Raw genomic sequence first — 22,894 nt, 5'->3', positions numbered from 1 at the left:
GGTATGCCCCAGGCGTGATCAGATGATCAGATGACCGGGAATGGCGCGCAGCTCATCGCGTAGCCCATTCAACGACATCATCACCATCTCGGCGAGGGAAGCCGCTTCTTCCAGCAAGGAGAACAAGTACGTCGATACGCCATATTTCACATAGAGCGACTGGAGTCGATGATCTGTTCCACCACTTGACTTCAGCACTTTCAGCCACTTCTTCTCCTCGTTGTTCGCTTTCTGCCACACCGAGAGATTGACCGCTTGGCGTTGCCAAATCGGGTCGGTCATCTTGTCCAGTTCGGACTTGAGGACGCTTGTGCGAATGAGATGCGAAACGAGCTGCTCCCACTCATCACCCTGCGGCAACAGCGTCGCCCGCAAAGCGTGAAGCAGTGTGCCATGAATCGTCTCCTGCAGTTGCAGATATCGTTCCACATTGAGCGTAAAATCACCCGGAACACGGACAAGTTCTGCTTTCGCTTCATTGATCGACTGGATGGCGAGCGCAAACTGACCGAGCAGTCTGATCTGTCCGCTTTTGGCCAAGAGTCGGTAATATTTGCTGGAATAGTAGGCGCCGGCAAGCACACCGAGTTGACGGTAGCGCTCATCCGAGTGCGCAGCCAGCGTTTCAATCTCTTCATGAATGGCCAAACCCTCGTAGATCAGCAGTAAGGTGGAAACGATCGTTTCCGTTTCCTCTTTGCAAAGACCGGCCGCCTTGCAGATCGCTTCACCGAGCAACAGCTGCAGTCTTTCCGGGGTTGGTCGCATAATGATCGCAGATAAGTACGTATGATCCATTTCGGCAGAAATCTTCAACCGGATGTCCTGCAAGCAGGTCTCTTCGATGCGTTGTTGTACTTGCAATGGTTCCATCTCCTACTCAGACTGGCTGCCAAACCCCATTACAAAAGAAAAAGGCCCGACCAGCCCTAGGATACAAAGCTACTAAACCAAGTTTAACATGAGCTTTTTCGACAGGAAATATGAAAGTCCCTGACAGTATTCATTAGACTAAGTATAGCATACACAATTTCTATCTAGGAAGAGAAAAAAGACGCAGGCAGTCGCCGCGTCATTTTGACTGCATATTTTTTTCAATTACATCCAACTTTTGTTGCACAAAGGTAGCGATTGCCTGTGAATCTGGTTTTGGTGCTCCCACCATGTCGGAGCGATCGGCTGAAACTGACAACTGCACCAGCTCCGGATGTTCATACGTGACTACCCGCACTTCCACCGCCCGATGTTGCGGTACTTCTACTAAAAAGCGGTGTGCAATTTTATAGATGTCGCTCCACGGTTTGTGTTGATTTTGGCGCAGTTTGGAGGCTGGGACGGCCAGCATGATCACCAAGCGGTCTTGTTCCCATACCACTTGTTGCAGATGGCTGCCAAGTTGTAGCGTGCCCAGTTCATCGACGACCTTGTCCATACTCATCACTGTCACATCCCCGCTGGTTCGAGCTTCGAACTGCTGTCCTCCCCAACGTTCCAGCGCTTGTGCCGGCAAGAACGACAGGGCGAGTGCGAGCACCGTTGAGATCAACAGTGCCGTGATCAAACCTTTCGACATCAGGCTCTCCCCCTCTCCCATCGTGCTCATTACTAGGAAGATATGCGCAATCGCACAAAAAAAGACGAGCCAGGTGCTTGTGTGTCACCTGACTCGCCTCTTTGCTACACATTATTCTGAATCGGTCTCGCCTGCTTCAATTTTGCCAAATTTGGTCCAGATCGTTGCGCGGCCGCGCACTTTCACAGCCGAAGTGTGATCGGTAAATTCTGCGATCATCACTTCACCTTTGTCCAACTTCTCCGCATGGTGAAATCTTGTATCTTGACCGCGTGTTAAACCGATCACCTGAACTCCATTATCTTGGGCTTTAATGACGAAATACTCGTTAGACATCTAATCCCCGCCCTCCAAAATTTCGTTATTTAGTATACCATCTTGTGGTAAGAACTTGCAATGTTATTCATCGATCAACTGAACATACTATTTTCGAAAGTCTAGGCCAAATCACCACTAGATCATCAACAGGAGCGGAGGTGTCGAATGATGAGACCAGAAGAAACATCGGCAGCCGAACACCGCCAGCGACCCGAAGCAACAAAAGAGACGACGCCGCTGCACTACGAATATGCCAAAGGCTATCTGCCCACCGCCAATCCCAAAGCGGATGAGATCGACCACGCGCCTCCCCCATCCCTGCCACACTCCAGTAACTTCCGCTAATACAGGATTTCCTGTAGGGAATCTTAACGGATAAGTCGGAGTCGAAAGGAGGAGGCGCATATGAACCGCTTAAGCACACTCGATCGAACCGCACTGACGCTGATCATCATCGGTGCTCTCAACTGGCTGTTGGTCGGCCTGTTCCAATGGGACCTGGTTGCCGCATTATTTGGCGGTGAATCAGCTTGGCTCAGCCGACTCATTTACACGTTGGTTGGTATTTCCGGCTTGTACGGCCTCTCGCTCTTGTTCCGGGGCGACCGAGGAATGGCTGACAACGACCGTTGATGGACAACCAATAAGAAAGATCGCTCTACCGTATACCCGCATTGGGTATGCGGTTTTTTTATGCCTCCTTTTATTAGCGGTATATACTATATATAAATATTTGTTTTGAAATAATCATATTTTGTTGATAAAAAACACTTGCATTTCTTTCGGAGCAATAATAAGATAATTATGAAAACAAAAATAGGGAGGTTTAAATGGTCATGAAAAATCGCAAAACTTTTGTAACAGCAGTTGCAACTGCCATGATGTTAACGATGCTTGCACCGCAAACGATGGCAGAAACGGTACAATCGAAACCGGCACAGGCCGCAGCAGCAGCCGTAAAGATCGATTTTAAAGGAGCTGCAGACAATTACCTCAAGCAAAACGCTGACCAATACGGGTTCAAAGCAAATCTGTCTGACCTGAAACACGTATCCACGACCAAGACGGACGTAGCTTCATACGTTCGCTATCAGCAGACGGTAGAAGGCTCTGATGTGTTCTATCATCAAGTGACCGTCACCTTGGATGCAAAAGGCACACCGGTGCTGATCGTATCCGACTACGTGCCGAACCTGACTGGCCTGAAGACGAAAAGCAAACTGAACGAAAATGATGCGGAAGGCAAAGCATTAGGCCATAACAAAGTGAAAAAGACCAAAGAATTGGTTTCCCGGATCTTTGGTTATTATGTGGAAGGCAGTAAAGCAGTTCCGGCCTATAAAGTAACTGCAGTAGATGATGAGTCGCTCGCTACTTGGGAAACGTTCGTCAGTGCAGAAGACGGCACAATCCTCAAGAACAAAGACGTCAACCGAAAAGTAGACGGCACCGGTAAAGTGTTCCTGCCGAATCCGCTCGAATCTGCTGGCACCAAAGTCGGCTTCGCTGACAACAACGATGCAGACTCCACCGCATTGACCAATCAACTGAAAACGGTCACACTGAGAGGTCTGGACGGTTCTGGCTACCTGCGCGGTCAATATGTTCGCACCAACCAATCGGGTTTCAACTCGTTCTCGGCAACCAACACATTCAACTACACCCGCAACAGCAAGCACTTTGAAAACGTAATGGTGTACTACCATATCGACGAACTGCAACGTTACATCCAATCGCTTGGCTTCACCAACATCAACAACCGTCAGATCTATGTAAACGTAAACGGGACGACGGCAGACAACTCTTTCTACTCCCCGTCCACCAAACAACTGACCTTCGGCACCGGCGGCGTTGACGATGCAGAGGACGCAGGTATCATCGCGCATGAATACGGCCACTCCATCCATGACAACCAAGTGCCGGGCTTTGGCAACACCTTGCAAGGCGGCGCGATGGGCGAAGGCTTTGGCGACTACCTCGGCGCGATCTGGGAAGACAAGCTCGCTCCGTCCTCTTTCGGCACCGCATGCGTCGGCGAGTGGGATGCTGTAACCTATGATAGCTCCAGCAACCCTCCGTGCCTGCGTCGTCTCGATAACAACAAAGTCATGCCGGGTAGCTGGAAAGGCCAAGTTCATGCAGACGGCGAAATCTGGTCGCAAGGTGCATACGAAATGGCGCAGCAGCTTGGCGTAGATGTCGCTACGAAGATCATCCTGCAATCTCACTTCTCCCTCACCCCGAGCTCCGGCTTTAACAACGGCGCTGCTGCGATCAAAGCTGCAGACGCTCTGCTCAACGGTGGTGCAAACGCTACGACAATCACTGCAATCTGGGCAGCTCGCGGCATCTCGACCCTCTAATCGGGACTTAGAACAATCGATACGTTTTCAATGAAAATATCCCCTCCTGTGTAGCAAGAGAAAGGATCATCTTGTAGATGGGCCTACTCTTGTTGACCGGAGGGGATTTTCTCATACTTGTGACCTATTGTATTTGCTCGCTCGATCCTCACATCTGCCGACTTACCACTCAGCGTTTGCTCTTGTCTCAAGAACAAGTGCAGCAAGTGCAACACTCATGCGAACCGTTTAGTAGCCGTCCGTCGTATGACCCATTTTCCGCGCTTGTTCGGTCATTTCATCTGCCGTCTTGCTACTGGTGTGATCTATGTCCTGCTTCGCAGCGAGAACTTTCTCCAGCTCCGCCCGAACGCGGTTGCCATATTCCGAGTCGGCCTCTGTGAAGTAGCCGATCATGCGATCTTGAATCTGCTGTTGGCAGATCGACAGGACCTGGCCGAGGTTGGCGACCAGTTCGTCACGCTCCCAATCCTCAAAAGCGCGATACGTCTCTCCCGCCTGTTGAAAGTCGTTTGGGCGGTCAATTTTCTCCCGCACCAATTTCGCATCATAGTGCGGCTGATGTAGGTCCCCTGACTGTGACGCTTCTTTTAAGCCACCCAGCGAGGATGGCTCGTAATTGACATGCGGATTCTGTCCTGGCGCTTTGTCCACATGATACTCCATCTGCCCACCGCGCTGATTGGTCGCGACCCGATTTTTCGGAGCATTGATCGGCAATTGCAAATAGTTCGTCCCCACACGGTGCCTTTGCGTGTCCGAGTAGGAGAAAGTCCGACCTTGGAGCAATTTATCGTCGGAGAAGTCCAGCCCATCGACGAGCACACCTGTGCCAAAAGCAACCTGTTCCACTTCATTAAAATAGTCTTCCGGATTCTTGTTCAGCACCATCTTGCCGACCTTTCGGAACGGAAACTGATCCTGCGGCCAAAGTTTGGTCGGGTCGAGCGGATCAAAATCCAATTCCGGATGCTCACCATCGCTCATGATCTGCACGCACAGCTCCCACTCGGGATGCTCACCGCGCTCAATCGCTTCATAAAGGTCTTGTGTAGCATGGGTGGTGGTCTTGCCTTGAATTTCGCTCGCCTCATGTTGCTTCAAGTTGCGAATGCCCTGCTTCAGCGGTTCCCAATGATATTTGATCAGCACCGCTTCCCCATTTTGATTGACCCACTTGTAGGTATTGACACCCGATCCCTGCATCTGGCGATAGTTGGCCGGAATGCCCCACGGTGAGAACAGGAAGGTCACCATGTGTGTCGCTTCAGGGCTGAGCGACAAGAAATCAAACATCCGCTCCGGATTGCTCAAGTTCGTGACTGGGTCAGGACGGAACGAGTGCACCATGTCGGGAAATTTCAACGGATCGCGAATAAAGAAGATTTTCAAATTGTTCCCGACCAGATCCCAGTTGCCATCTTCCGTATAAAACTTCACCGCAAATCCGCGCGGGTCTCGCTCCGACTCTGATGAATGTCCACCATGCACGACCGTCGAAAAACGCACAAAGACCGGTGTCCGTTTCCCCGCTTTTTGGAAAAGCTTGGCGCGAGTGTAGGTGGACACATGCTCGTCTCCCACCTTGCCATAGGATTCAAAATAACCGTGCGCCCCGGCACCCCTTGCATGCACGACCCGCTCCGGAATCTTCTCTCGGTCAAAGTGTGAAATCTTCTCCAGAAAATCATAATTCTCGAGAGTTACCGGTCCTCGATTACCTACCGTTCGAACATTTTGATTATCTGTGACCGGATGCCCCTGTCGATTGGTCAAAATTTTATCCTGTTCGTTGTTCCCATTTGCTGACTCCTTCATGGTTACACCTCCAAGAAAAATATTCTCCAATAATTGGCTGGCTATACTCCTGTGATGTGTCATAATAAATCCCATGAACCCTTTTACGAAGCGAACCATCGAAATTATCCAAAGCATACCCGCGGGCAAAGTGATGACCTACGGCCAAATCGCCAAAGTGGCCGGCAGTCCGAGGGCGGCCCGACAGGTTGTCCGAATTCTTCATGCGATGAGCCAAAAGCACAATCTGCCTTGGCATCGCGTCATCAATTCAAAAGGTCAGATCGGCTTGCGTGAGGAAGCAGGTTTTCAAGAGCAAAAACTGCTGCTACAGATCGAAGGTGTAGAAATTACAAACGAAAGCTTCATCAATTTGGCGCAGTATCAATATCATCCTGAACGCTCAGCAGCTGACGATTTTCTTTAGCCGCCCCATTTCCTTTGCCTGGAGATGGGGTGGCTTTTTTTTAGTTGGGCAGACTAACCATTGCATAGGAGGGATGGTACGTATGAGTAGACGATCAGTCGGAATCGTACTTTTGATCAGTTGCTGTCTCATCGCACTCTTGATTTCCGATCGCAACTCCGCCCTGGCTCAGAAAAGAGGACGTTTTTATTATGAACGGCGCGGAGAAGTGGTGTGGGAAGTTCCAACTGAGCAAAAAGTGATCGCTTTGACGTTTGATGATGGACCCGATCCAAGATATACCCCACAAATCTTAGAGATCTTAAAGAAATATCATGCCAAAGCAACCTTTTTCGTCGTCGGATCAAGGGTCGAAAAATTTCCCGAGATCGCCAAACGGGAAGTTAAAGAAGGACATGAACTGGCCAATCACACCTATGGTCATCCGACGATGACGAAAATTTCAGCGGAAAGTCTACGGGAGGAAATCGACAAAGCGGAAGCGGTCGTGACAACGGTCACAGGTACCAAGCCGAGCACCTTCCGTCCCCCAGGCGGTGTATATAATGACACGGTGGTGAACACCGCCAAAACGGCCGGCTACCTTGTTGTCATGTGGTCCTGGAACCAGGATACGCGCGACTGGAGTAACCCTGGCGTCGATAAGATCGTGGATCGAGTGCTGTCCAATGTGCACAATGGAGGGATCGTACTCTTTCATGACATGGGAGGAGACCGCTCGCAGACAGTCAGCGCATTGGAAAAGATCATGCCCGAGCTCGTGAAGAAAGGGTATCGTTTTCTGACCGTATCTGAGCTCTTGCAAATCAAACACGGGTCCCCCCTAAAAATCACCTCTCGCTAACCAATCCACGAGCAAGAAACGGAGCGAATCTGCAACGCTTCGCTCCTGCTGTTCACACACCAAAAGCCTCTTGGGCGTTTTCCCAAGAGGCTTTTGTATCGATTCTCACTTATCGCGTCAAGATGCGCCTATTTCTCTTCAATCGGTCGATTTCACGCTAGGGCATGCCAAGTCCACTGCGTAAAAAGGTGCAAGCTGGTGATCTTCCTCACTTTCATTTCCATCTTTTCCTTTCTCTATTCAATTAAAGAGACACTTTTGATAGACTAAACATATCTTGTCATCAATGTTTTTAGTTCAATAACGAATGGATAGGAGCAGATCGCATGAGTACAATTTCTTTAATGAAAGACACGGTTCGGGTCGTGCTTGAGAAAAAGCAACTGCACAATGTTGTGGCCAAAGTAGGGTTGGTATTAGACATTAGTGGTTCAATGCGCGCCCTCTATAAAAATGGAACCGTGCAGAAAGTGGTTGAGCGAATTTTAGCGGTGGCCAGTCAATTCGATGATGATGGTGCATTAGATGTTTGGGTCTATGACAATGAATTTTCTCGCTTGCCAGCCGTGACCGAAAAAGATTTTGTTGACTATGTAAACCAACGCATTCTGGCTGACGACTCGATCCACAAATATGGAAGAAATGACGAACCAAAAGTGATGAAAGACGTGTTGCAGAAATATTTGACCGAAGAACCCAGCGAATTGCCTGTCTTCTTAGTTTTTATCAACGATGGCGGCTGCAAATCAGGTATTAAAAAATTCATCGTAAACTCGTCAATTCAGCCAATTTTTTGGCAATTCGTCGGTATTGGCGACTCTAATTTTGATGTATTACAAAAGTTAGATACGATGGAAGGCCGATTTGTAGATAACGCAAACTTCTTCCATTTTGATGACATCGAGCAAGTATCCGATGATGAGCTCTATGATCGGCTGTTAGATGAGTTCCCGCTCTGGCTGAAAGAAGCACGAGCAAAAGGAATCCTTAAATAGGTCTGCCAAGTCGCCACATCCTGTGACAACAGAAAAACAGAACTTTGAGGACAGCAGCCGTGCCGTCATTTAGGTTCTGTTTTTTTTGCACCTTGCCATGACCTTACTTGTTGACTACCGCTTTCGTCATGATTTGAGCAACCGATCTGCCTAGGACACCTCTACTTACCCAAACCACCGTCTACGTAACAAAACGAACCACAATGAGTACGCTTCCATAAAATATACTGGCAACCGAGTGCGCAATGTCCGCGTGGTCAACTTCCCTATTCTTCATCATTACACCCGCAAGCTCGCATCCAGCCACAGCTCAGCGAGCCTCGATCTTTTCGTTTCCGTGCCTCCCCTCCCTGATCATGGCAATTGTTCCAAGCCTTATTGTTAAATTGGGATAGACTATTTTCTCCAAACAAAGTTATTATGTAAGATGAGGATTTCAAAAATCATGCTATAACGTAAGGTTAATCTTCACTGAGGAGGGAGAGAAGATTGCAAGAGTTTACTTTTTATAACCTCGCTAAACTAGGGGGGCTTATTGTAGGAGTAACGGTAGCAAATATTTTTGTTTTCTCGCCCGGTTTACTAGGGCTGAAATTAACGGGAGAAGGCGCTTTACAAACAGCATTCGGGGTAACATTCATCGTTGCCAGTCTGTTGATTCTGTTGACTGTTAGCTACAATCTTTTGTTCAAGCCAACACCGCTCCCCTCTACAAAAGAATTGAAGACCAGAGAAGATTTTGTAGATGCGTTGGGCCGTTTCAAACGTGTAAAAGGTTTGGAAAAAGATATCGATCTTGCGCTGGATCAACTTGAACGAATCGAAATGAAAACTACCACCTTGTTCGAAGTGTTGAAGCAAAGATTCGATGAGTCTGAAATGAGTTTCATGAAGTTTGCCTCTGTAATCACATCTGTCGAGAACCTCTTCTACCGTAATATGAAGAGCATGCTGAACAGGCTCACTGTGTTTCATTCAACCGATATTTCAAAGAGCAGCGCACGCACTTCTTCTTCTTTTTCTCGGGAACTACAGAATGAAAAAGCGAGCGTTCATAATGAATATTTGAAATTCATCCATGAGTCTTTGCAAACAAATGAAGAAATCATGCTGCGCCTCGATAAGCTCCTATTAGAAATATCGAACTTGGATAGCCTTGAACACGAAGATATTGAAAACATGGCTTGCATACAAGAGATTGACTCTCTGATCAAGCAAACTAAGCTGTACAAGTGAAAGGGTGATTTTGAATGGCAAAGAAGAGCAAATCGTTTCTCTACATGGGGGGAATCTTGGTCATCGTTTTCTTGCTCGTCTATATCGGCGTGATTTTGACAAAGAACTTCGGTAAGTCAAACGAGCAGATTACGTCTGAAAAAGCAAGTCAGAATTTAGTGGATCTTTACTACGACATCAATGTAAATGAAGTCTCCGCTCCCAAAGGTCAAATTGATCTTGATCCAGTGAACATCGGAGAGTCTCTACCCGACATTTCTAAGTTTCCTGTTTCTGTAGAGAATTCGACCGACAATTTTGTCGAGATCTTCTCGTCAACAGAAAAATCGGGTACTGGTGTTGACGGTTGGCTCAATGAAGTAGCAACAGAATTTAACAAAGCAGGAATCCTGGTAGATGGACGACCTGTTTCGCTGAAAATCAGAAATATCGCTTCGGGTACTGCAGCCGATTACATCATTTCTGGAAAGTACAAACCTGACGCCTACACCCCCTCCAATGAACTATGGGGCGAGATGGTAAAGTCGCATGGGATGAAGACTCAGCTTGTGACGAAACGACTTACCGGAAACGTGCCAGGGATTGTGATGTCAAAGGCCAAGTACGACCAGTTGATTTCGAAGTACGGTGCGGTGAATGTCAAAACGATAACTGATGCGATTTCCAATAACGAAATGGCAATGGGTTATACCGATCCGTTCGCAAGCTCTACAGGTTTGAACTTCCTTGTCACTGCGCTGAACACCTTCGATAGCTCCAACATCTTGGGAGAAAAAGCGGTCCAAGGCTTTGAGAAGTTCCAAGCAAATGTCCCGTTCACAGCATCCACCACCATTCAAATGCGTGAGGCAGCTAAATCGGGGGCGCTTGATGGATTCGTTCTTGAGTATCAAACCTTTGCCAACATCCCGGACTTGAAGAGTGAATATGTTTTCACTCCATTTGGGGTTCGACACGACAGTCCTTTGTATGCGCTCGGTGATCTCCCTCAAAATAAGCTCGAAATTCTAAAAAAGTTCTCTGATTTTGCAACACAAGAGAAATACCAAAACTTAGCTCAAGAAAAAGGATTTAATGGTCTTGACGACTACCAGTCCGAACTCGGCACAATTGACGGCAACCTGTTAACTTCTGCACAGAAAGTTTGGAAAGCGAAGAAAGACGGAAATAAATCAATTGCGGCGATTTTTGTAGCAGACACTTCGGGAAGTATGAATGGCACTCCGCTCAATCGCTTGAAAGAGTCTCTTCTCACCGCTCAAAAGTACCTCGGAAAAGGGAACAGCATTGGTCTCGTTTCCTATTCGGACGATGTCACGATCAACCTGCCGCTCGGAAAATACGATACCAACCAGCAATCGATGTTTGTCGGGGCTGTAAACTCCCTGCAGGCCAGCGGAGGAACCGCAACATTTGACGGAATTGTCGTAGCCTTAAAAATGTTGCAAGATGAGTTGGAAGAGCGCCCTGATCAAAAGCCTTTGATTTTCGTTCTGAGCGATGGTGAAACCAACAAAGGCCATTCACTCAAAGATGTCAAAGGATTGATCGAAGCGTTTAAGGTTCCCGTCTACACGGTCGGGTACAATGCAAACATTCAGGCACTCCAAAACATTTCCAGCATCAATGAAGCGGCAAGCATCAACGCAGACACAGATGATGTGGTATACAAACTTGGAAATCTCTTCAATGTTCAAATGTAGACTTTTATTCTAAATAAAGGAGGGAGCTTCGCATGTCTTTCTCGATGGAAGTTCCGAGTCAAGAAGAAATCAAGGTTGTGATTGAGGAGCAGATCAAACCAGTTCCGGAAGAGCTGATCAAGCTCAAGGAGCTCGCCACCTCCAACGTTGTCTCAATCATGGAATTAGATGTAGATTCACTTGATAAACGTAAAGAGATTCTGTCCTCGATTGAAAGCTTTGGGATGCAGACAATGAGAACGTCTTCTGAGAAAAACTCTCTGCTCCAGGTATCGGTTGGTGTGCTTTCTCAGAAAGGTGATGAAGGCGGGCAAGTGGCCAAAGGATTGACAGATCTGCATACACAACTGAAGGATTTGGACCCGAGTGTCATCGATTTTACTAAGACGGGGTTTCTCGGGAAACTCTTCAATCCCCTTCGTGCTTACTTCCTGAAGTACCAAAAAGCAGACGATGTAATTTCCGACATCGTCTTGTCCCTGGACAAAGGCAAAACAATTCTCAAAAACGACAACACGACGTTAGAGATCGAGCAGCATTCGCTTCGTACCCTCACCAAAAAACTGAAACAAGAGATTCAACTTGGTGCGTTTATGGATGAGGCCGTTGAAGCTCAAATTGAAGCAGCAAAAGTGCGGGATGAAGACCCTGACAAGATCCGGTTCATCACCGAGGAAGTCTTGTTTCCACTACGCCAACGCGTCATGGATATGCAGCAGATGATGGTTATCAACCAACAGGGAGTCATGGCCTTTGAGGTGGTCATCCGCAACAACCGTGAGTTGATCCGTGGGGTTGAACGTGCAAAGACGGTCACCATCTCAGCCTTGAAAATCGCAGTGACGGTCGCAAGTGCGTTATATAATCAAAAAGTCGTCCTGAAAAAGATCGAACTGTTGAATCAAACCACCAATGACCTGATCGCCAGCACGTCGCGATTATTAAAAGATCAAGGTGTTGCTATCCAGAAACAGGCGATCGAGACCGGCGTGTCCGCTGAAACTCTCAAGCAAGCCTTCAGCGATGTCCTCTCGGCTCTTGACTCGATCAGTACCTATAAGCAAGAAGCTCTTCCCAAAATGCGCGAAACGATCAATCAGTTTCGAGAGCTTGCTGACACTGGAGAACAGACCATTCTGCGGTTGGAAAAAGGAAGTAAACTGGCGATTTAACCAAAAAAAAACCAACGATCGATCAGATCGTTGGTTTTTTCCTGCTTATTGATACCCACTATACCTCAACCGCCGATCCGAAGTCGAGGATCTAAGATATGCTTATTACCTACGAAAACGCCCTGTCTTGCTTCTTCCAAGCGATTCTCGACCGTCAATTGCTCAGCCCAGACACGATGGATGCGGACGCAAAGGTAATTACGACTTTAGAAAATCAGGTTTCATAAAACTTGGGTTCGGATAGCTATAAAATCCTTGTCCCGATTCGATGCCGAGTTTCCCTTTATCGAGATAGTCTGTTTTGAGCATCTCCGCCACTTTTTCATACACTTGGTTGCCTGTAGCCTTCGCTTTTGCAAGTGTGATGTTATAAGCGGTTCGAATGCCTACGACATCCAGGATGGCAAACGGACCCTGCGGTGCTCCGGTAGCGATCATCCAGGTTTTGTCGATCGTTTCAGCATCTGCTATCTCATTTACGAGTAGCATCTGAGCCGCATCCAGAAAAGGAACGAGTAGCGAATTCAAAATGTAACCAGGCTGCTCTTTGTACAACGGTAAAGGTACCATTCCAATTGCTCTTGCGAATGCAATCACAGCGTCAAACACTTTCGGATCTGTACTAGGATGTTTCATCACTTCAGCAGTGTTGTTTTTCCAAATTGTATTGGCGAAGTGTAGTGCTAAGAATTTTTCCGGTCGTCCTGTCGCGTCCGCAAATTGACTGGGTAACAGAGTAGAGGAATTCGTCGCAAAAACTGTTTTGTCAGGAGCTACATTTCCTAATTCCTTGTAAAAATCCAATTTGACTTGAACAATCTCAGGAATCGCTTCAATGACCAGATCGGCATCAGCAACTGCTTTTGACAAATCATTAAAAAAGGAAATGCGACCGTACGCTTCGTTCACTTCTTCCTCGGTCGTCCCCAAATCCGCTTGGTAAAGGGGTTTCAATTTCGTGATTCTGTCTTTTGCACGCTCCAACGCCTCGTCGTTTATATCATACACAGTAACAGAAAATCCCTTAAAGGCAGTTTGATAGGCAATTTGGCTTCCAAGCACGCCGCTACCAGCTACCATAATCTTTTGATAACTCATAATCAATCTCCTTTTACGAATGATTTGTCTGCCTTCATCGGTCACGGGTAAACACAAGTGCTCAGTCCACGCCTTGATAGGATGTGTATTTCTTCACACTTTATATTCGACGATGGAAAAATTGACACCGATGCAAATAGGCAAGCACCTGTGAAGTTCGTTTACAGGGGCCTTTCGTTCGGTCGTCTTGATCAAATTATTCTGCAAATTTATGTATACAATTCCTAACCTAGGATATCACATGTTTCAGGAGATGCAGATTTCTGCAAGAAGAAAAGCGTTACTGATCATGGAGCAAGTTTCTCTGTAATGAGATAAGAACCCTTATCGATTGACTTCGTATGCCTACTGTTACTACTGCCATGTAATGTCCGAGAACTGACTGCATCAAATGTCCAAGGGTTGAGGGATAAAATGGCCTAGCGATTAGAATAAGAAAAACGAGAGAGTCAAGTCAACTCTCCCGCAATCACCCGCTTTATCATGTGGTCGTCAATGATTCGGTGCTTGTTCGCTGCGCCGTAGATCAGACTATGTGTCGCCGCTTTGTTCACCAAGCGAACCGTACCGCTCGAATAACGATAAATCTCATCGATGGCACCGTTCGTGAAAAGATCCCGGTTAACGCCTGCATATTCTAAATGGCGTGAGATGTAGGCTCCCGATTGTGTACAATTCATCTTCACATATTGGGCAAATATGTTGTTCTGCACTCCGTGCGAAAAACACCATGCTTTTCTTGTAGTTGATAAATTGATACAATAACCATATGGTTATTTGGGGGACGACTCTGGTGCTACTGTTGGAGCAGTGGCACATCTTTCGGAGGCGTCCTTTTCCTTTTTTAGGATAGGTATGGTGGTCATTATATCCGTCAGCCTTAGGACAGGCAATAGCGTCAGCTTTCGGTCATTTAGAATCGGCTGTAACAGTCTATCTAGGTTGCAGTGTGTCAGAGCTGTTCCCTTGCTTCTGACGCAAATCATCTTGCTTTTGTAGCATCTGTGCGACGGCTCGGTTCCCGTGCGTTCTTTGCAGTTGCAAGATATGAGCCGCTGACAGCGGTGCCCCGTCAGCACCTGGCGATCTCCGCTCAAGCCCGCTTTGTGCTGGCCTTTCCGATTGCCCCTGAATCGGGGTCGAGATGGGAACAGAGCTGCTTTGCGTCTGGACTGGTGGTTGGAACATGTACTCGCCCTCATCCCAATAGTAATATAAATATATAAATTATAAAAATTTCGTTATCGATTCACTCGAAAAGTTCGAATGATATTGATCTCTCCCACGACTGTGGTCGAACGGAAGCAAAAAAGGCAATCCCTCGGTTCGCCCATGCTAACTATTCACTACTCATGGATCTTGGACGAACTTCTATCCTAGCCCTTCCTCCACTTTCCACATCAAATACTGAATCAATCCTGCAGGAAAGAATAATTTCCCTCCCGCCTTTTCTCGCAAATTCTTTTGCAAATGTGCAATGAGAAACTGCTCAACATCCAGAAGCTTCAAACAGATAAAGTCATCACGTTGGATACCATCTTTTGTAAGTAATATTTTTCCAACTTGATGATAGGTACCCGCTGACGTTTTTTTATGCACGAGGTCGCTGGCGATCGCATCAGACTTATCACGTGAGAAGAACCCAATCCTTTCAACTGCCGACAGCAATCGTTCTTTTTTGCTGAGATTGATATTGGCTGGCGTTGCATTTCCCGACTTGACCTCACACAGAATACCGATGTGTTTATTCGGCTGAAAGTGCCGCATCAGATTGGGGTCTGGGTCAAATTGTCGTCTCTCAACTGCTTCATAGGAATATTTATGCCTAACTCCTAGTAAGTCAATATCAGCGTTGTAAGGCATTTCATGTCCCTGCCGATGTAGTACGTAGTTCTCGATCAAGAAAAAGCCATTTAATCGAAAATACCAGTAGGCTAATTCTTCAGCAAAGTTGCGCATTCAACTTCCTCCCCTAGTAATCACACAAGAACGCACCCTCGATTCGTCATTTCGTCAAACCGAAGATAGCTGTTAAAATCCGATTGGCATCACGGGATCATACCTCTCCCGCGGCACTAGCTAATCAGAGGATTCACGCAAACAGGCTGCTCGAATTAGATTGACTTTGTATGCCGGCAATTCGGGAAACGGGAGCAACCATAAAAGGATACACCTTGCTTGTTCTGGCGGATCACCATCGAATGACCGCACTTACAAATTACTTCCCGTGCAATGGCCACTTCTTGACGAGCCGTTCTTTGCTTCTGTTTTTTGGGCTTGTATTTCCCCCATATGGCCAATTTTCGTTCGACATGAGCACCGTGCCAGAAATCCACATGAAGTTGCTCCGCCTCCTTCTTGGCAGGCTCTGTCAAGTCAGATGTGGTGATCAGAAGGGTGAGGATACAATTATGATTGCGCTTAGCTCCCACCAATTCGCGCACAGTTTGTACTGGTACCTTATTATGATCCGCATACCGCTTAGCCTGAACCGCCGTACGCTCCCCCTTCGATCAATCAAAACCAAATCAACCCCACCGTCGTTCCCACCTACACCAGTCTCCTCCACTTTGTAGCCTTGGTCGCGAAAATAGAGCGCGAGCAGCCGTTCAAACTCGAATCCTGAAAGTTCTTGCAGCGGGGTTTGAAGAATGACCGAATCTGCGCGTACTTCAGTTGAAGGGCTGGAAGTTGCTTTGACTTTAGGTGCAACGTTTCGATTGCTGTTGCTGCGTTTTCCTTTTCGCTTTTTCTTTTTCGATGCTCTTTCCAGCAAAATAGACAGTACAATCAAACCACCAATGACATAATAAGACGTTTCCATCATGCTTCTCCTTACTTTTTTATAAAATAAACACCGCCCGTTTCCCAGAGTTTCGAATTGGGCGGCTAAAGTCTGTTAAGATCAATACTCAATGCAACGTAGATACAACTACGTCTTCAAAGCATATTGATTAGAATCAACGTGTTAAGGTTGATTTTTCGGATCAGCCATTTTCGGTAGTTTCAAGTATTTTTTAGTTCCTCAGGTATTTCCGACGGAAGTAGTTAAATTCAGGAAAATCTTCTAATTTTCAAACGGCGTTACCGACTTGACCTTTGTCAATGTCAACAGTCTCTTCTTTCGTTCTGTAAGGTTAACCCCTTATATCTTTTGCAACATTAATTATAACATCACTCTGAATCACATTGGAAATATTTTGTCCGCGCTCAAAGTTCGGATTGAACCATTTGCTCGGCCAGGTTTCTTATACTGTCCCAGCGACGATCACTTGAGATTCACCAATTTCGTATTAGAGTTTCTAACCGTTGATCTTTTGTGAATTCCACGAACATTGAGCGGTAGAGTCCCAAAACCATGACAAACGCATAGCGACGTTTTTTCTTCCCGTTCCAATCCACACGAAACTCGCCCCAATCTTGACCATGATTTCTCTCCTCTAGGAGAGATTGTCCGTTCGAAGTGGGGAAATATCAACCGTTAATATTGAGGATATTACAACCGATATTCACACGAATAAGGCCTCGGCTTTTGCCGATACCTTTTGTCAATAATTCTTCAATGCTGCGGCAATATCCGCTTTATCTTTGCCTGCAAACTTTCGTTGGAACCAGAACAATTCATTCATCTGTTTTGCAAAAATCTCCGGATCAATTGTGACAACCCCTTTGTTCGTTGTATCGCTGATCCGAAGTTTCCCTTGCACCGTTCCAACTATCGCATATGTGTTTTCTTTCGTCCCTTGTTCCAATAATACAATGTACGTGTTACCTTTTTTCATTACAGGAGAACCTTGAATTGTATATTCATAAACGTTTTCGCTATTTATTGGTATGCCATTGGACTCTTTTTCAATCGTTTTAGAAGTCGCTCTATCCACCATACCTCCAATTTCGCCAATCACAATTGACTTAGTCGTGTTATCCCCTTTATAAACTTCTCTAACCTCAGCCACCGACCATGTTACTGGTAGTGGTGGAGCCTCCAAAATGTTCTCGATCTGTTGATCAATGATTTGCACTTCAGCTATCATTACCGCTCGATCATTCATTTCAGCTAACGTTCCGTAGGTTTCCATACTTGCTTGATTTGCTGTCGTAAGGTACTCCGACTCCTTGACGAACTCGAAGTCTGGTGCAACAGAATCAATCATTGCTATTCTATTTATTTCGAAGTCAGTCGCAAGTAACGAGATCACAGCGAACACTGATAACCCAATGCCAGCAATCAGACAGCAGGAAAGCACAATTTTATTCGCCAGCGGCCGCATGTTTTTCCCTCCCGAAATTACTAATCCTTCGTACAAGGCTCAATATTTCGCTTGAACGCCTGACACTCCGTCCAAATTTTACGTGTAGCCACTCATTGTGTCTTCGAATGCCATATAGCGGTTCATCCACCTGCCGATGAGTAGGTTGGCTCGTAATTGTAAGAGTACCGCCCATACGATGCCTGAGTAATTTCCCCCAATTATCGTGTATTTCGCTCGTTTCCCTCTTTCTTCCTCTCTTGTCGGACCAAGCTCTGTCGATTTTGCAACCAATGATTCTAAGTCTTGAATCTTCCAATTTTCACGATGCGTATGTACTGGCTTGGATCAGAAACAAGATCGGAAATAACTATACAGAATTGCAAGAAACCGAGGAAGCGCTTTACAACTACAAACGCGCTTATGATTATATAAACCGATTCATTGAATTCGATCATCTCGCAGCCTATATTTCATTCAATGTTGGGTTAACCTTACGCAGAAAAGGGTGTATTCGTGAATCTCTCCCGTATATTGAAAAGGCAGGGGCATATTACAAAAAAATAAATGACATAAGGAAACTAGCCGATGCATTATATGTGTTAGGTATTGCATACAAAAACACAGATGACTTTCAAAGAGCATCTGAATTCTTTGATCAAGCAAAGACCTTATATCAAACTCTGAACAACAACTCATTATTTAGTCGTGTTCAGGTGACGATGGCCGCATCCATTACATACAAAGAGAATCCTGTTCAAGCAATTCAAGATCTGATTCAGTGTGCCAACCAATTTGAATTGGACAACTATCCTGCAGGAGTGGTTTTTGTTTATGCTAAAATCGCAGAAATTCTTCTACTTACTGAGCAAGTCGAAGAAGCATATGAGTACCTTTGCAAAGCGCAAAACATGGCATCATTAACCGAACTATCTACAACGCTAGAATTAGGAGAACTATATGCTGTTTTCGCTAAATACCACTTTAAAATTCAGAATTATATTCAAGCCCACGAACTCGCTTTAAAATCTTCTAACATATTTGCTATAATAGGTTTTATGAGAGATCAAGCTGCTGCCCTCCAAATTGCCGTGGAATCTTCTCGTAAGACAGGGAATTTGGAAGAAGCTCTTGACTTGCAAAGCAAACGAAGTGATCTTTTTGAATCCTTAGCAAGGGAGTAGAGAGTCGAAATGAAAAAGATCCTAGCACTGTTAGCGCTGTGTGCATTTGTTGTTCTCGTCAGCAACGGAAGTAACCTTTCAAACGTTGTAGCTGACCTCGACCCAAAACCGCATGGAGTTATCTCCAATCCTCGTAACTGATTTATCCTTGCACCCCGATGGGTGCATTTTTGTTTCCTATAAAATCCTCTTTTCATTTATAAGAATGAGGCTGTTGTTCAATCCCCTCTCAGAACGCCATATTAAATGCGAAACGAATATAAGCCCTCATCGTTCTGATCCTCACATTTGTCGTTACTGGGGAAAGTCCCTTGTCATGGATCATCCAGTCAATATTGGCTCTTAACAAATCGGCAGTGATGTCTTCCCCCGCGATGTCACCGCCTTTTAGAGTCTAACAAGTATCTTAAATGTACTTCATAGTCTTTATGGGTTTTCCGTGCCAAGCCATCCGCCTTTTCCTGCAACATATACCTTCCGAACATTTCGACCAGCGATCACCCTCCCACGAAAGAACGGCCATTGATGCTAGTTGAATTTCTTGCGCCCTTACGTTTTGTCTTAGCTCCAAACATAAAAATAACCCCCCATGATTATCATAGAGAGTTACGAACAGACCGTATTCAGCGAGAGGAATGAAATGACACCCCTCCCCCAAAGATCATGAAAACACTACGCCTCTTCGCCTGGCCACGTCACCTTCGGCTCGACGATCTTCCCATCCTGCAGCGTATACTGCCCCAAGCTGCCTTGCTTCGCTTGAATCACAATATAGTGCAATTCCTCCGTCGAGTTGTTCCGCCACGTCCGCACGCCTTCCGTGCCTACGCGAATCGCAGTCCCTTCGCGAACGTCAATCACTTCGCCATCGATCAAGAACTGCCCTTGGCCTTTGATAAAAATATAAAGCTCTTCATTCTCCACATGCTTATGCGAATATGGTAATCCCGTGCCGGGGAACATCTTCCCGAAGCTGACTTCCATTCCTGTCAACCCGAGCAGCTCGTTCAAAAACAGCTTACCTGGGAACTGATAGGGACCGACTTCGAACTTGTACTTTCCCAGCTCCGTAAACGGACCTGCATCGATCAGTGTATAATGGGTGCCTTTTTTCGCTTCCAGTTCGTTAGACATGTGCGAAACGCTCCTTTGTCGTACGAGAATGTTGCAACCAGCAACAGAATAGCATATATACCCCTTCCCCCACAACTGTAACTCAGCTCACGAAACTCCGATCCTTCCGCCCCTGTCTCTCCTGCATCAGCTTCTTCCAGTCCACCCAGTTCACAATCGCCACCGCGGCCAGTTGCAAGCCGGGATCATGCTGCCAATAAGGCAGTGGAAGCAGATCACCGATCGCGGCGCGGACGAATTGCACGCGGCCACACCTACGCTGGCCGATTTCGCCGAGACATTGAGCGACTTCAAACCGTTCCACATCTTGCTAGCCCTCCTGCATTTTGTCAAAGAGTGGACGCAAGACGGTTTGCTGCTGATCGGCAACGCCGCGCACTGTGCCCTGCCAGCCGAAGCGGTCGGCGTATCGCTTGCGGCAGCAACCTCCATCCTCGCCGCGCAAGTCGTCACCGAATAGAAGAGCGTTGTATAGGAGGAACCCCCTGCTGAACGAAGAACCTCGCCTTTCGACTCTTCTCCTGCATCCCCTAAAACAAAAAAGCGTGCCGGAACTAAGTCCCGACACGCTTTCTTACAATATGGTCGGAATAGCGGGATTCGAACCCACGACCTCACCCACCCCAAGGGTGCGCGCTACCAGGCTGCGCTATATTTAAGGTTAAGTGAGAGAAAGAATCCTTATTATATAAAGGTTCGTCCACTATTTCACAACGCCGAAAGTCCATTTGGTTTAACTCATTATACCTCTAAGAGCGGACTCTTGCAAGAATCGTAAGCTGGTTCTTGTTTGTGGATTTTAATGCATGAACCCTAACGGTTATCAAGACCGCCCCGTTATGACCACTTCGGTACCTCTCCATGTGGTAGTGGCGAGAGGTCAGATGTAGCAAGGATTTTTGGCGTTTTGGACTTGTTAGTCATGGCGTATCGTGCGTAAAGCCCTAGCGAACTCTATTACAAATTTACTATGAGTTGCGCCGTTTATCAAGATTAATCCCCGTTTCCTATATATTTTTTATCGCTTGGATGACCTACACAGTAAGATTCGAATGTAATATCTGATGAATTCGAACTAGAAGCGAACGGTATCTTTTCCTTCAACCTTTGAATAGGCCATAGCTTCAACTTTTGGTTATCTAGTATCGGCTATAACATTTCGACTCGATGCACAACTTTTTCGCGACATTAGCAATGAACTCCGAGTTGGTCGGTTTCGCCTTGCCCACGTTGACCGTGTTGCCGAAAAGGTTGCGGATCGAGTCGACGTTGGGGGAGGATTTTGCAAGGGTTTTAGCTTGTTTAGAAGGAACTTCTTCAATCTCACTGTTTAGTTAGTAGGTGGTTTTTCAAAACTTGGTTGGATTACTACAACTTTACTAGTTTTGTAAAACTCAAGCAATCTCAAAGCCTATAAACTCGATCACATTCTAACAAAAAACCGCCTCCCACCATGGATGCGGTTTCTTATTTATATATCGAGTATGACCCTAACGGTTTTCAAGACCGACCCGTTATGAGCACTTCGGTACCTCTCTTTGGAAAGCCTGTTATCACGCGGATATGTCGTTGTATGGGTGATTTGGTATGTGGAGTAGCCTTGCGGTCTCCATAGAGTATTATATGTCTATTAAATTGATGATCAACCCTCAGAAAATTTGTCCCCTATAAGACAAAACAAAAAAAAACCGTACCCATAATGATACGGTTACTTTACGAAATGCACATATCCTATCGTTGTGTTACTTTTAAACAAAAACATTAATATCTAATGTATCGAGCTTCTTACCTTTCTCAAAAATAGTGTTTAGAAAGGCTTGATTAATTTTTTCTTGCTGTTCCATGGTAAGTTGAGCCCAACGAATAGGTGAAGCAGCAAAGTTTTCAACATACTTCACGATTAGGTTTGAAATTATTCTTTTTTGTGTTTCAGTATCTTTCGATAATATTTGTTCTTTTATAAAAGCATAACGGTGCTCATCAACCTTAAAATAGCTCATTAATACATATGTTTTACCACTTTGAGGGAACACTGTGAAAAACAGGGGTGTCAAATGTGACTTGAAGTCCTCTAAATCATTCACGATATTCCCTTCTAAATCTCTCTCGATATTTAATAACGAAGATACTGCAATATGATATTCCTCATCAAACTCAATTACATCGGTAAGTACCTTATAGTACCTTCCTTTATTCAGGTTAATATTCATTGCTATTCGGTAACTTTCCAATCTATCAAGTGCATCTTCTGAACCCCAAATATGCCCTGCCACTATCGACTCCATGAATTGTTTATGTTCTTCAGAGGGATCTCCAATCTCCTTGAAAATATTATTAATCTTCGTAAACTCCCCCTCTTCCAATAATCCTTTTATATTCTCCGATATTTTCTTTACACTTCTTTTGGAGTGATATTCTTTTGCTAATGCTCTGTAAGCATAGAGAAATTCTTGTTCTTTATTGCCAATAATGTAATCATGATTTTCGATAGGAGAAAAAACTTTTCCATCATGATAACCACAGAATCCAGTAAAAGTCGTTGCTTTTTTACGTCCCTCTTTTTTCATCGTGATCATAAAGTCAAGATCATCATCTAACGTTTGTCCAAATTGAAGTACCTCTCCATTCTCAGAAATCTTTGATAGAATTTTATTATTTTGAATTGAATGTGCGTGAATAATATCAGTTGAGCAATCCTTACCTTCGATAAAACAACCTTTCCAAAGTGACTTTTTTCTAATCCTGTTGTATCCGTCGAAAAAATCTCTAGTTATTTTCTTTACATCCATATCTATCACCT

The 22,894-nt window shown here is 45.7% G+C and carries 25 protein-coding genes and 2 pseudogenes; 11 read left to right on the top strand and 16 right to left on the bottom strand.

What is annotated here, in order from left to right:
• Nucleotides 1–18: 18 nt before the first annotated feature.
• From CIG75_RS09630 to mtrB, 3 genes are all read right to left on the bottom strand, one after another.
• Entirely contained in the window at nucleotides 19–864 is an 846-nt protein-coding gene (locus CIG75_RS09630; protein WP_157729480.1) for a heptaprenyl diphosphate synthase component 1, read from the bottom strand.
• Between the two features lie 208 nt (nucleotides 865–1,072).
• Nucleotides 1,073–1,573: a hypothetical protein gene (locus tag CIG75_RS09625; RefSeq protein WP_094236462.1), complete on the bottom strand. Its 501-nt coding sequence runs from the start codon at nucleotides 1,571–1,573 to the stop codon at nucleotides 1,073–1,075.
• Nucleotides 1,574–1,684: 111 nt separating this feature from the next.
• Entirely contained in the window at nucleotides 1,685–1,909 is a 225-nt protein-coding gene (gene mtrB / locus CIG75_RS09620) for a trp RNA-binding attenuation protein MtrB (protein WP_094236461.1), read from the bottom strand.
• A gap of 147 nt (nucleotides 1,910–2,056) precedes the next feature.
• On the opposite strand from mtrB, the gene CIG75_RS20695 reads away from it, so the two are divergent.
• From CIG75_RS20695 to CIG75_RS09610, 3 genes are all read left to right on the top strand, one after another.
• Nucleotides 2,057–2,236, top strand: a complete 180-nt coding sequence (locus tag CIG75_RS20695) for a hypothetical protein (RefSeq protein ID WP_157729479.1) — start codon at nucleotides 2,057–2,059, stop codon at nucleotides 2,234–2,236.
• A 60-nt stretch (nucleotides 2,237–2,296) separates the two neighbouring features.
• A complete protein-coding gene (locus CIG75_RS09615) occupies nucleotides 2,297–2,524 on the top strand; it encodes a DUF378 domain-containing protein (RefSeq protein WP_094236460.1) in 228 nt (75 codons plus the stop codon).
• Nucleotides 2,525–2,727: 203 nt separating this feature from the next.
• Nucleotides 2,728–4,254, top strand: a complete 1,527-nt coding sequence (locus tag CIG75_RS09610) for a M36 family metallopeptidase (protein WP_322348610.1) — start codon at nucleotides 2,728–2,730, stop codon at nucleotides 4,252–4,254.
• A gap of 228 nt (nucleotides 4,255–4,482) precedes the next feature.
• On the opposite strand, the gene CIG75_RS09605 is transcribed toward CIG75_RS09610, so the two are convergent.
• Nucleotides 4,483–6,072: a catalase gene (locus CIG75_RS09605; protein WP_094236459.1), complete on the bottom strand. Its 1,590-nt coding sequence runs from the start codon at nucleotides 6,070–6,072 to the stop codon at nucleotides 4,483–4,485.
• Nucleotides 6,073–6,145: 73 nt separating this feature from the next.
• On the opposite strand from CIG75_RS09605, the gene CIG75_RS09600 reads away from it, so the two are divergent.
• The 6 genes from CIG75_RS09600 (at nucleotide 6,146) to CIG75_RS09575 (ending at nucleotide 12,428) form a co-directional block, all read left to right on the top strand.
• Nucleotides 6,146–6,478: an MGMT family protein gene (locus tag CIG75_RS09600; protein ID WP_094236458.1), complete on the top strand. Its 333-nt coding sequence runs from the start codon at nucleotides 6,146–6,148 to the stop codon at nucleotides 6,476–6,478.
• Between the two features lie 82 nt (nucleotides 6,479–6,560).
• Complete coding sequence (locus CIG75_RS09595) at nucleotides 6,561–7,322, top strand: polysaccharide deacetylase family protein (RefSeq protein ID WP_227874393.1); 762 nt, start codon at nucleotides 6,561–6,563, stop codon at nucleotides 7,320–7,322.
• Nucleotides 7,323–7,648: 326 nt separating this feature from the next.
• A complete protein-coding gene (locus CIG75_RS09590) occupies nucleotides 7,649–8,317 on the top strand; it encodes a vWA domain-containing protein (protein WP_094236456.1) in 669 nt (222 codons plus the stop codon).
• 489 nt (nucleotides 8,318–8,806) lie between these two features.
• Nucleotides 8,807–9,553, top strand: a complete 747-nt coding sequence (locus CIG75_RS09585; RefSeq protein WP_094236455.1) for a hypothetical protein — start codon at nucleotides 8,807–8,809, stop codon at nucleotides 9,551–9,553.
• 14 nt (nucleotides 9,554–9,567) lie between these two features.
• The gene (locus CIG75_RS09580) at nucleotides 9,568–11,256 is read left to right on the top strand and encodes a vWA domain-containing protein (RefSeq protein WP_094236454.1); all 1,689 of its coding nucleotides are present in this window, start codon (nucleotides 9,568–9,570) and stop codon (nucleotides 11,254–11,256) included.
• A 32-nt stretch (nucleotides 11,257–11,288) separates the two neighbouring features.
• Nucleotides 11,289–12,428, top strand: a complete 1,140-nt coding sequence (locus CIG75_RS09575) for a toxic anion resistance protein (RefSeq protein WP_094236453.1) — start codon at nucleotides 11,289–11,291, stop codon at nucleotides 12,426–12,428.
• Nucleotides 12,429–12,626: 198 nt separating this feature from the next.
• Here the strand turns inward: CIG75_RS09575 and CIG75_RS09570 are convergent, their stop codons facing one another.
• From CIG75_RS09570 to CIG75_RS09545, 8 genes and pseudogenes are all read right to left on the bottom strand, one after another.
• The gene (locus tag CIG75_RS09570; protein WP_094236452.1) at nucleotides 12,627–13,526 is read right to left on the bottom strand and encodes a 3-hydroxyacyl-CoA dehydrogenase; all 900 of its coding nucleotides are present in this window, start codon (nucleotides 13,524–13,526) and stop codon (nucleotides 12,627–12,629) included.
• Between the two features lie 449 nt (nucleotides 13,527–13,975).
• Entirely contained in the window at nucleotides 13,976–14,239 is a 264-nt protein-coding gene (locus tag CIG75_RS09565) for a general secretion pathway protein (protein WP_227874392.1), read from the bottom strand.
• Nucleotides 14,240–14,459: 220 nt separating this feature from the next.
• Nucleotides 14,460–14,714, bottom strand: coding sequence for a hypothetical protein (locus CIG75_RS09560; protein WP_094236451.1), 255 nt, complete (start codon nucleotides 14,712–14,714; stop codon nucleotides 14,460–14,462).
• Nucleotides 14,715–14,897: 183 nt separating this feature from the next.
• The gene (locus tag CIG75_RS09555) at nucleotides 14,898–15,485 is read right to left on the bottom strand and encodes a hypothetical protein (protein WP_094236450.1); all 588 of its coding nucleotides are present in this window, start codon (nucleotides 15,483–15,485) and stop codon (nucleotides 14,898–14,900) included.
• 155 nt (nucleotides 15,486–15,640) lie between these two features.
• A complete protein-coding gene (locus tag CIG75_RS21205) occupies nucleotides 15,641–15,724 on the bottom strand; it encodes a topoisomerase DNA-binding C4 zinc finger domain-containing protein (RefSeq protein ID WP_227874426.1) in 84 nt (27 codons plus the stop codon).
• Nucleotides 15,725–15,850: 126 nt separating this feature from the next.
• Nucleotides 15,851–15,976, bottom strand: a pseudogene (locus tag CIG75_RS21615) (restriction endonuclease); the annotation flags it as partial.
• The gene (locus CIG75_RS09550) at nucleotides 15,916–16,350 is read right to left on the bottom strand and encodes a restriction endonuclease (RefSeq protein ID WP_265415081.1); all 435 of its coding nucleotides are present in this window, start codon (nucleotides 16,348–16,350) and stop codon (nucleotides 15,916–15,918) included. The pseudogene CIG75_RS21615 and the gene CIG75_RS09550, both read right to left, overlap by 61 nt.
• A 724-nt stretch (nucleotides 16,351–17,074) precedes the next feature.
• Complete coding sequence (locus tag CIG75_RS09545; RefSeq protein WP_094236449.1) at nucleotides 17,075–17,797, bottom strand: hypothetical protein; 723 nt, start codon at nucleotides 17,795–17,797, stop codon at nucleotides 17,075–17,077.
• A 359-nt stretch (nucleotides 17,798–18,156) separates the two neighbouring features.
• Between CIG75_RS09545 and CIG75_RS09540 the strand changes: the two genes are divergently transcribed.
• Nucleotides 18,157–18,960, top strand: a complete 804-nt coding sequence (locus tag CIG75_RS09540) for a hypothetical protein (protein WP_157729478.1) — start codon at nucleotides 18,157–18,159, stop codon at nucleotides 18,958–18,960.
• A 229-nt stretch (nucleotides 18,961–19,189) separates the two neighbouring features.
• On the opposite strand, the gene CIG75_RS21610 is transcribed toward CIG75_RS09540, so the two are convergent.
• Both CIG75_RS21610 and CIG75_RS09535 read right to left on the bottom strand, forming a co-directional pair.
• On the bottom strand, nucleotides 19,190–19,336 hold the full coding sequence (locus CIG75_RS21610) for a hypothetical protein (protein WP_407701287.1): 147 nt from the start codon (nucleotides 19,334–19,336) through the stop codon (nucleotides 19,190–19,192).
• Nucleotides 19,337–19,632: 296 nt separating this feature from the next.
• Entirely contained in the window at nucleotides 19,633–20,094 is a 462-nt protein-coding gene (locus tag CIG75_RS09535) for a cupin domain-containing protein (protein ID WP_094236447.1), read from the bottom strand.
• 55 nt (nucleotides 20,095–20,149) lie between these two features.
• On the opposite strand from CIG75_RS09535, the gene CIG75_RS09530 reads away from it, so the two are divergent.
• Nucleotides 20,150–20,554 (top strand): FAD-dependent monooxygenase, encoded by a 405-nt coding sequence (locus tag CIG75_RS09530; protein ID WP_322348611.1) that lies wholly within the window; start codon nucleotides 20,150–20,152, stop codon nucleotides 20,552–20,554.
• Nucleotides 20,555–21,233: 679 nt separating this feature from the next.
• Here CIG75_RS09530 and CIG75_RS20690 read toward each other — a convergent pair.
• Nucleotides 21,234–21,365: pseudogene (locus CIG75_RS20690) on the bottom strand (sporulation initiation factor Spo0A C-terminal domain-containing protein); the annotation flags it as partial.
• Nucleotides 21,366–21,842: 477 nt separating this feature from the next.
• Nucleotides 21,843–22,883, bottom strand: coding sequence for a hypothetical protein (locus tag CIG75_RS09520; RefSeq protein ID WP_094236445.1), 1,041 nt, complete (start codon nucleotides 22,881–22,883; stop codon nucleotides 21,843–21,845).
• Nucleotides 22,884–22,894: the final 11 nt, after the last annotated feature.

The organism is Tumebacillus algifaecis (assembly GCF_002243515.1).
GTDB classification, from domain to species: Bacteria; Bacillota; Bacilli; order Tumebacillales; family Tumebacillaceae; genus Tumebacillus_A; species Tumebacillus_A algifaecis.
Note: the sequence above shows the minus strand (reverse complement) of the source record. Positions and strands in the feature narration are given on the sequence as shown.

Coding starts and splice junctions, on each gene's coding strand:
- CIG75_RS09625 (WP_094236462.1), bottom strand. CDS start 1,573: ATGTCGAAAGGTTTGATCACGGCACTGTTGATCTCAACGGTGCTCGCA.
- mtrB (WP_094236461.1), bottom strand. CDS start 1,909: ATGTCTAACGAGTATTTCGTCATTAAAGCCCAAGATAATGGAGTTCAG.
- CIG75_RS20695 (WP_157729479.1), top strand. CDS start 2,057: ATGATGAGACCAGAAGAAACATCGGCAGCCGAACACCGCCAGCGACCC.
- CIG75_RS09615 (WP_094236460.1), top strand. CDS start 2,297: ATGAACCGCTTAAGCACACTCGATCGAACCGCACTGACGCTGATCATC.
- CIG75_RS09610 (WP_322348610.1), top strand. CDS start 2,728: ATGAAAAATCGCAAAACTTTTGTAACAGCAGTTGCAACTGCCATGATG.
- CIG75_RS09605 (WP_094236459.1), bottom strand. CDS start 6,072: ATGAAGGAGTCAGCAAATGGGAACAACGAACAGGATAAAATTTTGACC.
- CIG75_RS09600 (WP_094236458.1), top strand. CDS start 6,146: ATGAACCCTTTTACGAAGCGAACCATCGAAATTATCCAAAGCATACCC.
- CIG75_RS09595 (WP_227874393.1), top strand. CDS start 6,561: ATGAGTAGACGATCAGTCGGAATCGTACTTTTGATCAGTTGCTGTCTC.
- CIG75_RS09590 (WP_094236456.1), top strand. CDS start 7,649: ATGAGTACAATTTCTTTAATGAAAGACACGGTTCGGGTCGTGCTTGAG.
- CIG75_RS09580 (WP_094236454.1), top strand. CDS start 9,568: ATGGCAAAGAAGAGCAAATCGTTTCTCTACATGGGGGGAATCTTGGTC.
- CIG75_RS09575 (WP_094236453.1), top strand. CDS start 11,289: ATGTCTTTCTCGATGGAAGTTCCGAGTCAAGAAGAAATCAAGGTTGTG.
- CIG75_RS09570 (WP_094236452.1), bottom strand. CDS start 13,526: ATGAGTTATCAAAAGATTATGGTAGCTGGTAGCGGCGTGCTTGGAAGC.
- CIG75_RS09560 (WP_094236451.1), bottom strand. CDS start 14,714: ATGTTCCAACCACCAGTCCAGACGCAAAGCAGCTCTGTTCCCATCTCG.
- CIG75_RS09555 (WP_094236450.1), bottom strand. CDS start 15,485: ATGCGCAACTTTGCTGAAGAATTAGCCTACTGGTATTTTCGATTAAAT.
- CIG75_RS21205 (WP_227874426.1), bottom strand. CDS start 15,724: ATGGTGATCCGCCAGAACAAGCAAGGTGTATCCTTTTATGGTTGCTCC.
- CIG75_RS09550 (WP_265415081.1), bottom strand. CDS start 16,350: ATGGAAACGTCTTATTATGTCATTGGTGGTTTGATTGTACTGTCTATT.
- CIG75_RS09545 (WP_094236449.1), bottom strand. CDS start 17,797: ATGCGGCCGCTGGCGAATAAAATTGTGCTTTCCTGCTGTCTGATTGCT.
- CIG75_RS09535 (WP_094236447.1), bottom strand. CDS start 20,094: ATGTCTAACGAACTGGAAGCGAAAAAAGGCACCCATTATACACTGATC.
- CIG75_RS09520 (WP_094236445.1), bottom strand. CDS start 22,883: ATGGATGTAAAGAAAATAACTAGAGATTTTTTCGACGGATACAACAGG.